The sequence below is a fragment of the Sphingomonas mangrovi genome (genome assembly GCF_047975845.1).
Taxonomy (GTDB): domain Bacteria; phylum Pseudomonadota; class Alphaproteobacteria; order Sphingomonadales; family Sphingomonadaceae; genus Sphingomonas.
Genome location: NZ_JBIUCZ010000001.1, coordinates 1 through 13,832, shown reverse-complemented (window position 1 = coordinate 13,832; position 13,832 = coordinate 1). Strand labels below are relative to the sequence as shown.

Below are 13,832 nucleotides of genomic sequence, written 5' to 3'. Positions count from 1 at the left end.
AAATTCCGGGTCTCTGCTCTCCGCCTACTCGTCATGCTGACGAAGGTGAGGACCCGTTGACGCTCCGCTCTAAGCAGGAACGGAGCGTGTCTGGATGCTGACGTTCGTCAGCATGACGAGGATGGAGAGGTTCGCCGAAACTCCGCGTTCCGGAATACCGTTCCCGTAACCCGAGCCCGCTTACAGCGCGAAGCGCGCCGTCACCCGCAGGTCGCGGCCGGCGAGCGGCGCATAATCCTTCAGATAGCTCGCGTGGCGACGGGCGACGACGTCGAACAGGTTGTTCGCCGACAGCAGCAAGCTCGTCGGATTGTTGCGCCCCCACGGCTTCAACGTCACCGATGCGTTGACCAGCGTATAGGCGCCGGTCTCGCTCTCGTTGATCGCGACGCGGTCCTGCTTGGTGACGTGCTCGACCTCGAGCCGCCCCTGCGCGAGCGTCCCCTGCGCCTCGATGCCGCCGAGCAACCGCAGCGGCGGGATGCGGGGCACGGGACCGCCGTTCTTGATCGTCGCGTGGGTGTAGTCGGCCACGCCGTCGACCACCACGGCGGTGCTGCCGAACTGCGCCACCCGCGCCGAGGCTTCGGCCTCGACACCGTAGAAGCGCGCGTCGACCTGCTCGTATTGGTACACCGGCAGCCCGTCCTCGAGCTCGCCGGTCGGCTGCTCGTAGATGAAGCCGTCGTACCAGTTGTGGTAGGCCGCGAGGCTGAAGTCGAAGCCGTCGCCGCCGCCCTTCAGCGTCGCTTCGACGCCGTTGCTGCGCTCGACCTTCAGGCCGAGGTCACCGATTTCGAACGCCTGCGTGCCGGCGTGCGGGCCGTTGGCGAACAGTTCCTCCGCGGTCGGCGCGCGCTCGCTGTGCGACAGCGACAGCCCCAGACGGGTGCTGCCACCCAGCCCGAGGCTCGCGCCGCCTGCTGCCGAGAAGGCGTTGAAGCTGCGCTCCAGGCGCCCGTTGCCGAGGTCGTCGTCGGGCTGCGCCACCGCGATGCTGCGCTCGTAGCGGCCGGACAGTTCCCCGCGCACCGCGCCGAAGTCGGCGCTCTGCAGCGTGAAGAGGCTGTACTGCTGCGTCTCGTTGCGCGGCAGGAATTTTTCCTCGCCGACCACGTTCAGCGTTCGGATCAGCATCTGCGCGCCGGTGGTGCCGCGCCAGCCGCCGCGAACCGCCTGCTGCGCCTCGACACGCGCTTCCATGCCCTGGCTGTAGAAGGTGGTGCCCACCTCCCCGCTGTCCTCGATCTCCTGGTGGCGATAGTCGGACGCGCCGCCGCGGAACCGCAGCCGATCGATGAAGCCGCCGGTCTCGACCTCGCCGCGCAGGTCGAGGCGCGTCTGGCGCAGGTCGATGCGGACCTCCTCGGCCTCCTCGCCCGGCTCGATCGCGTAGCGCACCGGCACGCCGTAGTTGGTGTCGTAGTGCGACACGGAGAAGCCGAGGTTGCCCCCGTCCGCCACCACCGCGGCGCCGCCGGCGACCTGCCAGGTCTCGGTCGCGCTATTGGGCAGGCGACCGCGCAGGTCCGCCAGCCCGGCGATCTCGGGATCCGGGCTCGCGGCCGCGGCGCGACGCTGCGGGCCGGCGAGGATGTGGCCGCCCGTCTCCAGATCGTCGGACTTGGAATAGCTGCCGTCGGCATGGAAGACGACCTTGCCGGCCACCGGCACGTCGATGCTGCCCGAGGCGGTGCGCTCGTCGGCGGCCGAGCCATAGCCGATGATGCCGTCGACGTGCACCGGCTCCTCGGGAAGGTGGCGGGGAATGCGGCTGTCGATCACGTTGACCACACCGCCGATCGCCGACGGGCCGAACATCAGCGCCGCAGGCCCGCGCAGCACCTCGATGCGGTCGGCGATCAGCGGGTTGATCGCGACCGCATGGTCGACGCTGGTGGTCGACGCGTCGAAGCTGCCGATACCCTCGGTCAGCACGCGCGCGCGGTCGCCCTGCAGGCCGCGCAGGATCGGGCGCGAGGCGCCGGGGCCGAAGCTGCTGGAGGTCACGCCCGGCTGGCGCGCCAGCGTGTCGCCCAGCGTCGGCCGCAGCGAACGCGTCAGCGCCTCGCCCGAGAGCACCGTCGTGCCGCCGAGCAGATCTTCCTTGGGACGATCGAGCGAGCCGGTGACGATGATGTTTGCCCCGATCTCCTGATGGTCGGCGTCGACCGTGGTTTGCCGCCCCTGCGCAGGCACAGCGGCGGGCGGCGCGTCGGCATCTCCCCGGGCATCCACCGGACGCGCAGTGGCCGGCAGCGCGCAGACAAGCGCGGCGCTGCCGAGAAGAAGACGAGCAACGGACATCAACTACCCTCCCAGAACGGAAGGGCCTCCTTACAGCGCAATGATACAACGTCACAAGTAGGGAAATGCTGCCGGTGCGAATTATTGCGCCGGGTGTCAGCGGTCAGCCGAGGATGCGGCGGTACAGCGCCTCGTAGCGTTCCGCCATGCGCTCCACCGAAAAATGCGATGCGACCCGGGCGCGGCACGCGGCGCGGTCGATCTCGCCGATCCGCGCCACCGCCTCGATCGCGCCGTCGAGGTCGTCCACCAGGAAGCCGGTGACGCCATGTTCGATCAGTTCGGGCATCGCCCCGCGCGCGTAGGCGATCACCGGGGTACCGCACGCCATCGCCTCCACCACCGACAGGCCGAAGGGTTCGTCGAAGTCGATCAGGTGAAGCAGCGCACGCGCCTCACCGAGCATCGCCGTGCGCTTGCCGCCGCCGACCGCGCCGTGGTGGAGCACCTGGCGGCCGTCGATGCCGGGCTCGACCTCCTCGCGCCAGTAGCGCTCGTCCTGGACGATCCCGGCCATGTGCAGCCGCCGCCCGGTCGCCCGCGCGACCGCGATCGCCTCGTGCGGCCCCTTGTCGGGGTGCATGCGGCCGAAGAACAGCAGGTCGTCGCTGCCGGCCGGATCGAACGGGAAGTCGTCGAGCGGAATGCCGTGGTGGATCGTCTCCTCATAGCGCAGCCCCGGATGCCGGTCGGCATCGCTGATCGCGACATAGTGCACCCGCTCCTGATAGGGCGTGTACATCGGCAGGATGCGGTCCGACGAGAAGCCGTGGATCGTCGTCACCATCGGCGTGTCGACCAGCCGCGAAAAGGCGTGCGCCGGGAAATCGGCCTGGTTGTGGATCAGGTCGAACTCGGCGGCGCGCTCGAACAGGTGCGACAGGTGGCGGAACTCCCACACCTTGGCATCGATCGCGGGGTCTTCCGAATAGGGTGCGGGCACCACCCCGGCGAGCGTGCCGGCGGTGATCGAGTCCTGCGTCGCGAACAGCGTCACGTCGACGCCACGGGCGACCAGCGCCTCGGTCAGCAGGCTGGTGACCAGTTCCCAGGGACCATAGTGCCGCGGCGGCGTGCGCCATGCGATCGGCGCCAGCATCGCGATTCGCATCAGGCGGCGGCCCCCAGAATCATCGCTTCGTTCCCCCTCACGTCGAACGTTCCATCGATCGGCACAGCCGGCTCGACATGCGTCGAGAGCAGCGGGCCGAACCCCGCCGCCCATTCCGGCACGGTCATGCGCAGCGGCATAGCGCCCAGGTTGAGCACCACCAACAGCCGCGTATCGCCTTCGCGCCGTTCGTAGGCGAGCAGCGTGCCCTCCGCCACGACGGGGTGCCAGCTTCCGACCGACAGCGCGGGCGTGGCTCGGCGCAGCGCCAGCAGCCGTCGATACAGCGTCAGCAGCGAGCCGCCGTCGCCGCGCTGAGCGGCGACGTTGCGGGTCGCGCGATCGGGGTTGAGGGGCAGCCACGGGCGGCCGGTGGTGAAGCCCGCCCCCGCCCCGCCGTCCCACGGCATCGGCGTGCGCACGGGATCGCGGCCGCGGCCGGGCTCGCGCAGTTCCTGGGGATCGACCGCCTTACCCGGCGGGATCGCCACGTCGCTGAGCCCCAGCTCGTCGCCGTAATAGAGCGTCGGCGTGCCACGCAGCGTCAGCAGCAGCACCGCCGCCGCCCGCGCCTGTGCCTCGCCCACCCGCGTCGCGACGCGCGCGCGATCATGGTTGCCGAGCACCCAGTTGGGCCAGCCGCCGGGCGGCAGTGCCGCTTCGTACTCGGCGATCCGATAGGCGAGATCGGCCGCGTCCCAGCCCGCCTCGATCAGCTGGAAATTGAACGGCAGGTGCACCCCCCGCTGCTCGACGCCGTAATAGGTCATCAGCCGCTCGACCGGCAGGTAGATCTCGCCGATCAGCACCCGCTCCCGCCCGTCCGCCGCATATTCCTCGGCGACGGCGCGCATCTCGGCAGCGATCGCGTGCACTTCCGGCTGATCGGTCGAGTGCAGCTGGAGCACGCGGTTCTTCTCGCCCGAGCCGGGGATGTATGCCGGATTGACCGGATTGTCCGGGAAGTCGGCGTGCTTGATCATGTGCCACAGCACGTCGATGCGGAAGCCGTCGACCCCGCGCGCGAACCAGAAGCGCAGCACGTCGAGCATCGCCGCACGCAGCGCCGGGTTGCGCCAGTTGAGGTCGGGTTGCTCCTTCAGGAAGGCGTGCGAGTAGTATTGCCCCGTCGCGGCATCCCACTCCCACGCCGGTCCACCGAAGTCGCTGATCCAGTTGTTGGGCGGGCCGCCATCGGGTGCGGCGTCGCGCCAGAGGTACCAGTCGCGCTTGGGCGAGGCACGGTCGCGGCGGCTCTCGACGAACCAGGGATGCTGGTCCGAACTGTGGTTGGGCACGAAATCGAGCAGCACCCGAAGGCCGCGCGCATGCGCGGCGGCGAGCAGCGCATCGAAGTCGGCCAGCGTGCCGAAGCGCGGATCGATGTCGCAATAGTCGGCGACGTCATAGCCGAAATCGACCATCGGCGAGGGGAAGATCGGCGACAGCCACAGCGCGTCGACGCCGAGCTCGACCAGATAGTCGAGCCGCGCGACGATGCCGCGCAAGTCGCCGATACCGTCGCCGTCGCTGTCCTGAAACGAACGCGGATAGATCTGGTAGATGGTGGCGGCTTCCCACCACGGCCGCGCACCTGCCATCGGCTCCCTCGACGCTGCGTCGTCCATCCTGCGGCCGGGCGGCAGGCGAAGCGTCCGCCTGCCGCCGACCCGTCACTCGCCCGACGATTTCGTCGCGGTATGGCCGCCGAGCGCGCTGTCCTGCTCCCGGTCGGTGGTGCTGCCGGCCGCGTCGGCGTCACGCTGGTCGCCCTCGCGCGGAGTCCCCGGATCGGTGCCGATCGCATCGCCCTTCGCGACGGGATCCTCGTGCCGTTCGTGGCCACGGTCGGGGGTCATGCCCGGCGTGTTGCCGCCGTGCATGCGGGTGTCGTCCTTCGCCATGATCGCTCTCCTGTCTGCTGCCCATCCAACGAGCGGCGGCTGACAGGGTTGCGCGTTCGGCGTGTCCGGCGCCGCGCCTCAGCCGAAGCGGTAGGCGGAGACGGTCCAGCCGAGCACCTCCCCGCGCCAGTCGACCCGCGCCGGGTCCTCGCCGCCGGCGCCCGCCGCCACCATCAAGGGCAGCAGATGCTCCTCGCGCGGGTGAGCATAGCGCGCCTCGGGAAGCGACTCCCAGTCGGCGAGCCGCGCCATTCGCCCCGCCGGATCGGGGTCGGTCGCCGCATCGGCGAGCGCCGCGTCCCAGCGGTCCGTCGCCGGCGTCACTCGGCTGCCGCGCTCGCGCAGGTTGTGGAAGCTCATGCCCGAACCCAGAATCAGCACGCCCTCGTCGCGGAGCGGCGCCAGCGCGCGGCCGATCGCAAGATGTTCGGCGGGATCGAGCGACCGGCGCAGCGACATCTGCGCCACCGGAATGTCGGCACCCGGTACGGCCACCATCATCGGGATGAACACGCCGTGATCCCAGCCGCGCGTCTGTTCCATACCCGTGGCGAAGCCGGCCTGCGCGAGCAGTTCCCCCGCTCGCGTGGCGACATCGGGCGCCCCGCTTGCCGGCCATTGCAGCGCGTAGGTGTGCGCCGGAAAGCCGTGATAGTCGTACAGCAGCGGCTGGCCGTCGCCATGATGCAGCGTCACCGCCGCCTCCTCCCAATGGCCGGAAACCATCAGGATGGCGCGCGGCCGTTCGGGAAGGCTGTCGATCAGCCCCGCCAGATAGTCGTGCATCGGCCGCCACATCGGGTCGGGCTCCGCGCCGGGGTTCATGAAGAAGCAGGGGCCGCCGCCGTGCGGCACGAACAGGGTGGGTAAGGTCATGGCTGGGATGTCGCGGTGCCGTTACGCCTTCGCAACCACACGGGGCGAAACAGGTCGTTTCGCGGCGCGATCGGCTCGGCTAAGGATCGCGGCGGCATGACCCGCTTCACCGTCAACAACCAGCCCGTCGAATATCGGCTCGATCCCGAGACGCCGCTGCTCTGGGCGCTGCGCGACGCATCGAACTTGACCGGCACCAAATACGGCTGCGGCGTCGGCGAATGCGGTGCGTGCACCGTCGACGTGGACGGGGCGGCGGTGCGGTCGTGCCAGGTGACGATCGGCGCGCTGGAAGGCACCTTCGTCACGACGATCGAGGGGCTGTCGCGCGATCGCAGCCATCCGGTGCAGGCGGCCTTCCTCGCCTCCAACCTCGGCCAGTGCGGCTACTGCATCCCCGGGCTGGTCATGGCGACCGCGGCGCTGCTGCGCGAGAACCGCGATCCGTCGGACGCGCAGATCGCCGAGGCGCTCACCAACCTGTGCCGGTGCGGCATCCAGCCACGCCTTGCCGAAGCGGTGCGCCGTGCCGCGCGGCTCGCCCGCGGCGACGAGACGATCGAGGCGGCGCCCAAGCCCGGCACCGACGCCCAGGAGGCGGCGCGGACGGTCCCGGCTCTCACCCCCCGCTAATTCCTTTCTGGCGGCTGACACCCGAATTCAGCCATCGCTCATCCCGTCCAGCGCAAAGACGGAACATCGAAATCACCGGTGCATCCGGTTGGGGAGAGCGGCAGTGACCAAATGGGTGTTGATGGGATTGCTGGCGGCCAGCGCGCTGGTCCCGGCCTCGGCGCTGGCGCAGGAGCGTGGCCCGCGTCCGCAGCGCAACTACCAGAACGAAGGTCCGCAGCGGCAGCCCCGGGCCGAGCCGCGGCAGCGCTGGTCGGAGCAGCGACAGCAGCGCGGCCCGCAGATGCCCCAGCGCGATTATCAGAACGTACAGCAGCAGGCGCAGCCGCAACGGCGCGAGCAGCCGCAGCGCGACTTCCAGCGCGAGCGTCGTCAGACACGGCCGGACGGCGGACGTCCCGACGGATCGCGCAACTGGAACCGGACGGATACGCCGCAGCGCTGGCAGGACGGCACCCGCCGCCCCGATCCGCGGCCGGATCGGGCGGAGACGCGCCCCGGCGGCCGACCGGGCGTCGAGCGGGATCGCCCGCAGCCCACCCGCCCCGGCGGCTGGGAGGGCCGCGATCCCCGGCGCGGCAGCCGCTACGAAGCCGACAGCCGCTGGCTCGACCGCGACGGCCGGCGACCCGATCGCGGCTACGACCGCAACGGCAGCTGGCGCGACGAGGCGCGGCAGCGGCAGGACTGGAACGATCGCCGCGCCTGGAGCCGCAGCTGGCGCAACGACCGCCGCTACGACTGGAACGGCTATCGCCAGGCGAACCGCACCGTCTATCGCCTGCCGCGCTACTATCCGCCGTCGGGCTACCACTACGGCTATCGGCGGTTCTCCGTGGGGCTGACGCTGGGATCGATGCTCTACGGTTCGGGGTACTGGATCAACGATCCGTATTCCTACCGGCTGCCGCCGGCCGACGGCCCCTATCGCTGGATCCGCTATTACAACGACGCGCTGCTAGTGGATCTCGACAGCGGCGAGGTGGTCGACGTGGTGTACGACCTCTTCTGGTAACGGCGTCGGAGCGTGAGTAGGGCTCGGCAGGCGACTGCCGGGCCCCCTTGCGTTCGCCTCTCCCTTGCTCGAAGGATCGGGGCCATGAAGGTGCAATCGAACCGCCCGCATGGCTCCCCTTCCCCCGTCCGCGCCGCGTTCGGCAGCCGGGTCGGAGACCGGCTTTCCGCCAATCCGCAGGTCCGCGCCGCCAAGACCGAGGCGGCGCAGATGTTCGTCCATCCCGAGTTCCTCTCGCCGGACGAATGCACGATGCTGATGCGCACCATCGACGCGGGCAGCCGCCGCTCGACCCTGCTCACCGAGACCAACGACCCCAATTTCCGCACCAGCGACAGCTGCGATCTCGATCGCTGGTCGCCCGACATCCGGCCGCTCGACGAGCGCATCGCCGACCTGCTCGGCATCGAGCACCATTTCGGCGAGACCATGCAGGGCCAGCGCTACGCGCCGGGACAGCAGTTCCGCGCCCACCACGACTATTTCCACGAGGGCGAGAGCTACTGGGCGTACATGGAGGAACAGGGCGGCCAGCGCACCTGGACCGCGATGGTGTTCCTCAACGTCGTCGAGCAGGGCGGCGCGACCTGGTTCCCGCAGGCCGGCGTCCGCTTCAAGCCCGCCGCCGGTCAGTTGGTCGCCTGGAACAACATGAGCCCGGACGGCAGCCCCAACAAGGCGACGCTGCACGAGGGGCTGGCGGTGGTGCGGGGCACCAAATACATCATCACCAAGTGGTTCCGCGAGCGCCCCTGGGTCAAGTGGCAGTAGCGGCGGCGTTTCCCTTCGCCGGGTGGTTGGCGTAAGCGCGCCGCATGCGTCCCGTTCTCAACGTCCACCGCTCGATCCTCGGCCAGCCGTGGCGCTGGCGCGGCCTCGCCGCCGATCCGTGCGACGCCGATTTCGCGCCCGACGACCTCGTCACCCAGCTGCTGCTTGCACGCGGCTGTCCGCGCGAGGGGCTGGAGTCGCACCGCAACCCCAGCATCCGCGGCTTCATGCCCGACCCGTCGATCTTCCGCGACATGGACAAGGCCGCCGCCCGCCTCGCCGATGCGGTCCAGGCAAATGAGCAGGTCGCGATCTTCGGGGACTACGACGTCGACGGTGCCACGTCCGCCGCCCTGCTGATCCTGCTGCTCCGCCAGCTCGGAATCGAGCCGCGGCCTTATATCCCCGATCGCATGACCGAAGGCTATGGACCTTCCGGCGCCGCGCTGCTCCGCCTCCAGCGGGAGGGCGCGAGCCTGATCGTGACGGTCGACTGCGGCGCGCAGGCGTTCGAGGCGCTGGACGCGGCGCGCGAGGCTGCCGTCGACGTGGTGGTGGTCGATCACCACAAATGCGCGGCCGCCCTCCCCTACGCCCACGCGCTGGTGAACCCCAACCGCATGGACGAGCGCGAGGGCGCCGAGCACGGCCACCTCGCAGCGGTCGGCGTCGCCTTCCTGCTCGGAGCCGCGCTGCTGCGGACGCTGCGCACGCGCGGCTGGTTCGCCGACCGGCCCGAGCCCAAGCTGATCGAGCTGCTCGACCTGGTGGCGCTCGGCACCGTCGCCGACGTGGCGCAACTGCGCGGGCTCAACCGCGCGTTCGTGGCGCAGGGACTCAAGGTCATGGCGCAACGCCGCAACCCCGGCCTCGCCGCATTGATCGAGGCGTCGCGCCTGACGCGCGCGCCGACCTGCTCGGATCTCGGCTTCGCACTCGGCCCGCGAATCAACGCCGGCGGGCGCGTCGGCCGATCGGACCTGGGCGTCCGGCTGCTCACCACCCGCGACCGCGACGAGGCGCGCAGCATCGCCGAGGAACTCGACCGGCTGAACGAGGAACGCCGCGCGATCGAGGCGGCGGTCCAGGCCGAAGCCGAGCAGCGCTGCGCCGATCAGGCGGAGCGCGGCGTGGCGGTGGTCGCGGGCCGCGGCTGGCACCCCGGCGTCATCGGCATCGTCGCCGGGCGGCTGAAGGAAAAGCTCGGCCGCCCCGTGCTGGTGATCGCGATCGACGAGAACGGCGTCGGCAAGGGATCGGGCCGCTCGATCGCGGGCGTCGACCTGGGCGCGGCGATCCTCTCGGCGAAAGACAGCGGGCTGCTGCAGGCGGGCGGCGGCCACGCGATGGCAGCCGGCGTGACGGTCGCCGAAGACCAGATCCCGGCCCTTGCGGACTTCCTCCACGCCGGCTTGGCCGACGCGGTCGAGCGCGCGCGCGGCGAGCGAGCGCTGCTGTTCGACGCGGTGCTCGCCCCCGGCGGGGTCAACCCGATGCTGGTCGAGGCGCTGGAGGTCGGCGGCCCCTATGGCGTCGGCTGGCCCGCCCCGCGTGTCGCCGCGGGCCCGGTGCGCGTGATCCGCGCCGACACGGTCGGCAACGGCCACGTCCGCCTGACCGTCGCCGGCGACGACGGTCGCAGCCTGAAGGCGGTGGCCTTCCGCCAGGCCGACACGCCGCTGGGGATGGCGTTGCTCGGCGCCCCGCCCCACCGCCGGCTGTGGCTCGCCGGCCGCGCCAAGATCGACGACTGGGGCAGCCGCCCGGCAGCCGAACTCCACGTCGAGGACGCCGCCTGGGCTGATTGAGCGAAGCCGAAACAAAAAGCGCAAACACCGCTTGACCGCGCGCCGTCCTTTCCCTAGTTCGCCGCGACCGGCAACGGCCCCTTCGTCTAGTGGTTAGGACGCGGCCCTTTCACGGCTGAAACACGGGTTCGAGTCCCGTAGGGGTCACCACGCTGGAATATCAGCACATTCTGGTGGCGATTTCCCGGCGTCCCCCCTTTCAGGGATCGCCGTCCCCCCGGCTGGCGGCGCTGGCGTGGCCGATCAGCAGCACGTCGCCGCTCGTGATCCGATCCGCCGCGGTGCGCGCGACCATCAGCGCGCGGGCGCGCTTGGTGTAGTGGCGGACGGTGTCGGGGGTCATTCCGCAGATCGAGCCGATCTGGTCGTCGTTGAGCCCGAGCTCCTTCAGGTAGCAGGCTGCGTTCTTGCGCAGGCCGTGGAAGCTGTACCCGCGCGGACGGCCGTTGCTGAGGTAGGTCGGCGAGCCGAGGTCCTCCATCAGCCGGCGGACGCGCTCCTGCACGATCTTGGGATCGCTGAACGGCTTGCCCGAGCGGTCGAACAGCAGCGTCACGCCCCTGCGCGGCGTCTTCTCGATCTCCTCCAGCCATAGCGGGTGCATCGGCACCGCGACGATCGCCTTGTTCTTGGCGGCGGTGAACTGCATCGTCCGGCCGTCGTGCCAGTCGTGGCGCATGCGGATGACGTCGCCGATCCGCGCGCCGCTGCACAGGCCGGTGATCAGCGCCAGGCGCAGCATCGGCGAGGCGAGCGACAGCGCGCGGGCGAGGATGTCCGCCGGCCACGGCTCGTGCTCACCGATCGGCAGCAGGCGCACGTCGGTCGACGGGTTGTCGCGGCGCCAGTCGTTGAGCGCGGCAAAGGCCATCAACACCTTGAACGTCGCGAGCCAGTTGTTCGCCTTGCCCGGGGTGTCGGCGTAGACATCGCGCATCTTGCGTACGTCGCTCGGCCGGCACGCCTTCACCGATCGATGGCCGTGCTCGCTCGCGATCAGGTCGAGGTAGCGCAGGCGGTTCGCGCGCGTCTTCGGCGACGGGATCGTGCGGAACTCGCCGCTGGCGCGGTAGGCGGCCACCAGTGCCGCGAAGGTAACCCCGGTTACCTGCCGGCCGACGCGGTCGGCAAGCGCATCCTCCCGCGGCTGGCGCACGGCGGCATCGGCGCCTGCGATGACGGTGCCCAGACCCCTCCCGGCTGGGCTGCGGACGGGCGCGGCGGGTGCCGCTGGACGATCACCGGCAGCCCCTTCGACATCAAAGAATACGAGGTGCTCAACTGATGCTCCCCCTCATCATCGACAACTTCGCCGGCGGCGGCGGCGCCTCGACCGGGCTGGAGGCCGCGTTCGGCCGCCCGGTCGACGTCGCGATCAACCACGACGAAGCGGCGGTCGCGGTGCACGCGGCCAACCACCCCGACACGCGCCACTATTGCCAGTCGATCCTGTCGATCGACCCGCTCGACGCGACCGAGGGGCGGCCGGTGGCGCTCGTCTGGTTCTCGCCGGACTGCAAGCACCACAGCAAGGCGAAGGGCGGCAAGCCGCGCGACAAGAACATCCGCGACCTGGCGCACGTCGTGCCCCACTGGATCGAGCGCCTGAAGAAGGCGACGCCAGGCGGCCGCGGCAAGCCGAACAGCGAGGCAGCTCACTCGCGATGTCGAGCCGATCGATCAAGTCTCTGGCTCTTGCGTCGTTGGCATCGCAGGCAGGTGGCGGCTCACCTTGATCTCCAATAGCCGGATCAGTTCGGGCTGCATGAACTCGTAGTCGTCCGGTATGTCTAGGCAGATCACGCGCCTGCCCCCGAGAGCCGCCCGGAAGCGCCGCTGCAGCTTGCTGCGGTGCGCCTTTTCCATGACGAAGATCACGTCGGCCCACGCGACCAGTTCGGCCGTGAGCGGGTTGTCGGCGTCGTGATTGGTGCCGGCAGAGTCCACCTCCAGGTCCTGCCGGCCCGAGAACACCTGCTCGGCGGTGGGGCTGCGCAGCCTGTTCTGGCTGCACACAAACAGCACCGTCTGGATGCGGGGACGGTTCAATCCTAGCCCCTACACGCCGCGCCAGGCGAGTGGACCTGGCGTCGCGTCGGCCGAGAAGTCGACCTGGAGCACGCGGCGCCGTCGCGGCGGATCGGCGGCTAGCGAGGCGTGGATGATCGACGTGGCGTACAGCCAGACGTCACCGCGCTCGGCGAGACAAAGCCGCTCGCCGAATGCCGCCACTACGCGCTCGATCTCGGCTTCGGGCAGGCGGCCCAGCCTGTGCGAGCCGGGCACGATGCGGAGGGGCGCGTTACGCTCGTCAACCGCATCCAGGTGCACCGCGCAGCGTCACCATGCGTTCGAGGATCTCGAACGGCGGTTCCACCTGGATCAGCCCGGACTTGACCGTCCAAGGCCCGTACCCTTCCGTGTCCACACGCTCCTTCACCACGATCGTACGGTCCTGGTGCCAGCCGAGCGCCCAGTTCCGCTCCGCAGTTTTATCGAACAGGATCGCACGTACGGGGCGAGCCTGTTCTCCGAGTACGGAAGCCGCGATCGCTCCGATCGATCCGGCGTAACTGAGGAAGGGCTGCAACTGCCGCCCTTCCCCTATCCGCACACCCGGTCTGCTCGTCGGCAGCGCGGCCAAGGCAGTATCGAGGCGACCGCACGCAGCTTCGTCCAGAGCTTGCGCGAACAGCTGGGCTCCATCATCGTTGAGGGTGAGGTCAGCGGAGCGGCAGACGGTTGCAAGCATGAGGCTGAGGCTAGCCCGACCTACTCTCGGCGTCGACCCACCCACACCCGGACGTTCAGGATGCCCATTGGCTTCCCCAGCTTTCGCCATTCGGTAATGTCGGTCTGACGGCCGCTTCGGCAGGTTAGGTCAAAGGTCGGGGCGGCTTGAGGTGGTGGATAGCGGACTTTACGGGATGCCCGGCGAGCGATCCGCGTCCGTGCCCCGGCGCACACGAAACAGAGAGAAGCCAGCTTGCTTGACCGCTTTCTCCGCCTTGGCGACGCATCGGCGGGGCGTGTCACTATCCGTCAGTATCTCAATCCCAGCGGATGCGTTGTAGTTTTGCCGCAACGTCTCGGTAAGCTGGTCGGCGTCCTCTCCGGCATCAGTCATGAAAAACGTGCATCGTCCACGATCCGTGGCGATCCACACGACATAGCTACGAGAGAAGTCCATCGTGTCTGTCGAGGAGCCGGTCGCGACTTGAGCGGCAGAGGCGAGCAGAGCGAGTGCGAGGGACATAAGAAGCATTCTGCCACGCGGCCCGGATGTCGGCAAATGGTCGCCAACTGAGGTGGTCCCACCTTCCTGGACAGTTTGGCGGCTGAGCTAAGCTATACCCTGTTGGTTTACGCCGCCATTCTGGTGAACGCCATATCCGGGGCATCCCTCC

15 protein-coding genes and 1 tRNA gene are annotated in these 13,832 nt (G+C 69.7%); 6 read left to right on the top strand and 10 right to left on the bottom strand.

The window, feature by feature from the left end; all coding sequences use genetic code 11:
* Window positions 1-180 precede the first annotated feature (180 nt).
* The 5 genes from ACBY01_RS00080 to ACBY01_RS00060 form a co-directional block, all read right to left on the bottom strand.
* Window positions 181-2,307, bottom strand: a complete 2,127-nt coding sequence (locus ACBY01_RS00080) for a TonB-dependent receptor domain-containing protein (RefSeq protein WP_416458701.1) — start codon at window positions 2,305-2,307, stop codon at window positions 181-183.
* A gap of 103 nt (window positions 2,308-2,410) precedes the next feature.
* A complete protein-coding gene (locus ACBY01_RS00075) occupies window positions 2,411-3,418 on the bottom strand; it encodes a glycosyltransferase family 4 protein (protein ID WP_416458700.1) in 1,008 nt (335 codons plus the stop codon).
* Window positions 3,418-5,019: an alpha-amylase family glycosyl hydrolase gene (locus ACBY01_RS00070; protein ID WP_416458699.1), complete on the bottom strand. Its 1,602-nt coding sequence runs from the start codon at window positions 5,017-5,019 to the stop codon at window positions 3,418-3,420. The genes ACBY01_RS00075 and ACBY01_RS00070 overlap by 1 nt, the downstream gene beginning before the upstream one ends.
* A gap of 72 nt (window positions 5,020-5,091) precedes the next feature.
* Window positions 5,092-5,322 carry a hypothetical protein gene (locus ACBY01_RS00065; protein ID WP_416458698.1) on the bottom strand — a complete coding sequence of 77 codons (231 nt, stop codon included), beginning with the start codon at window positions 5,320-5,322 and terminating at the stop codon, window positions 5,092-5,094.
* 78 nt (window positions 5,323-5,400) lie between these two features.
* Complete coding sequence (locus tag ACBY01_RS00060; protein ID WP_416458697.1) at window positions 5,401-6,198, bottom strand: DODA-type extradiol aromatic ring-opening family dioxygenase; 798 nt, start codon at window positions 6,196-6,198, stop codon at window positions 5,401-5,403.
* A 96-nt stretch (window positions 6,199-6,294) separates the two neighbouring features.
* Here ACBY01_RS00060 and ACBY01_RS00055 point away from each other — a divergent pair, with 96 nt between their 5' ends.
* From ACBY01_RS00055 to ACBY01_RS00035, 5 genes are all read left to right on the top strand, one after another.
* Window positions 6,295-6,831, top strand: a complete 537-nt coding sequence (locus ACBY01_RS00055) for a (2Fe-2S)-binding protein (RefSeq protein ID WP_416458696.1) — start codon at window positions 6,295-6,297, stop codon at window positions 6,829-6,831.
* Between the two features lie 103 nt (window positions 6,832-6,934).
* Window positions 6,935-7,846 (top strand): RcnB family protein, encoded by a 912-nt coding sequence (locus ACBY01_RS00050; protein ID WP_416458695.1) that lies wholly within the window; start codon window positions 6,935-6,937, stop codon window positions 7,844-7,846.
* Window positions 7,847-7,930: 84 nt separating this feature from the next.
* Entirely contained in the window at window positions 7,931-8,617 is a 687-nt protein-coding gene (locus tag ACBY01_RS00045) for a prolyl hydroxylase family protein (RefSeq protein WP_416458694.1), read from the top strand.
* Window positions 8,618-8,661: 44 nt separating this feature from the next.
* Window positions 8,662-10,425: a single-stranded-DNA-specific exonuclease RecJ gene (recJ, locus tag ACBY01_RS00040; RefSeq protein ID WP_416458693.1), complete on the top strand. Its 1,764-nt coding sequence runs from the start codon at window positions 8,662-8,664 to the stop codon at window positions 10,423-10,425.
* Window positions 10,426-10,500: 75 nt separating this feature from the next.
* Window positions 10,501-10,575: transfer RNA gene (locus tag ACBY01_RS00035), tRNA-Glu, on the top strand.
* A 49-nt stretch (window positions 10,576-10,624) separates the two neighbouring features.
* On the opposite strand, the gene ACBY01_RS00030 is transcribed toward ACBY01_RS00035, so the two are convergent.
* Window positions 10,625-11,581, bottom strand: coding sequence for a tyrosine-type recombinase/integrase (locus ACBY01_RS00030; RefSeq protein ID WP_416458692.1), 957 nt, complete (start codon window positions 11,579-11,581; stop codon window positions 10,625-10,627).
* Between the two features lie 128 nt (window positions 11,582-11,709).
* Here ACBY01_RS00030 and ACBY01_RS00025 point away from each other — a divergent pair, with 128 nt between their 5' ends.
* Entirely contained in the window at window positions 11,710-12,171 is a 462-nt protein-coding gene (locus ACBY01_RS00025) for a DNA cytosine methyltransferase (RefSeq protein ID WP_416458691.1), read from the top strand.
* Here ACBY01_RS00025 and ACBY01_RS00020 read toward each other — a convergent pair.
* From ACBY01_RS00020 to ACBY01_RS00005, 4 genes are all read right to left on the bottom strand, one after another.
* Entirely contained in the window at window positions 12,106-12,474 is a 369-nt protein-coding gene (locus ACBY01_RS00020) for a low molecular weight protein tyrosine phosphatase family protein (RefSeq protein ID WP_416458690.1), read from the bottom strand. The genes ACBY01_RS00025 and ACBY01_RS00020 overlap by 66 nt on opposite strands.
* Before the next feature lie 9 nt (window positions 12,475-12,483).
* A complete protein-coding gene (locus ACBY01_RS00015) occupies window positions 12,484-12,711 on the bottom strand; it encodes a phytanoyl-CoA dioxygenase family protein (RefSeq protein WP_416458689.1) in 228 nt (75 codons plus the stop codon).
* 25 nt (window positions 12,712-12,736) lie between these two features.
* The gene (locus ACBY01_RS00010; protein ID WP_416458688.1) at window positions 12,737-13,177 is read right to left on the bottom strand and encodes a phytanoyl-CoA dioxygenase family protein; all 441 of its coding nucleotides are present in this window, start codon (window positions 13,175-13,177) and stop codon (window positions 12,737-12,739) included.
* 168 nt (window positions 13,178-13,345) lie between these two features.
* Window positions 13,346-13,681: a hypothetical protein gene (locus ACBY01_RS00005; RefSeq protein ID WP_416458687.1), complete on the bottom strand. Its 336-nt coding sequence runs from the start codon at window positions 13,679-13,681 to the stop codon at window positions 13,346-13,348.
* Window positions 13,682-13,832: the final 151 nt, after the last annotated feature.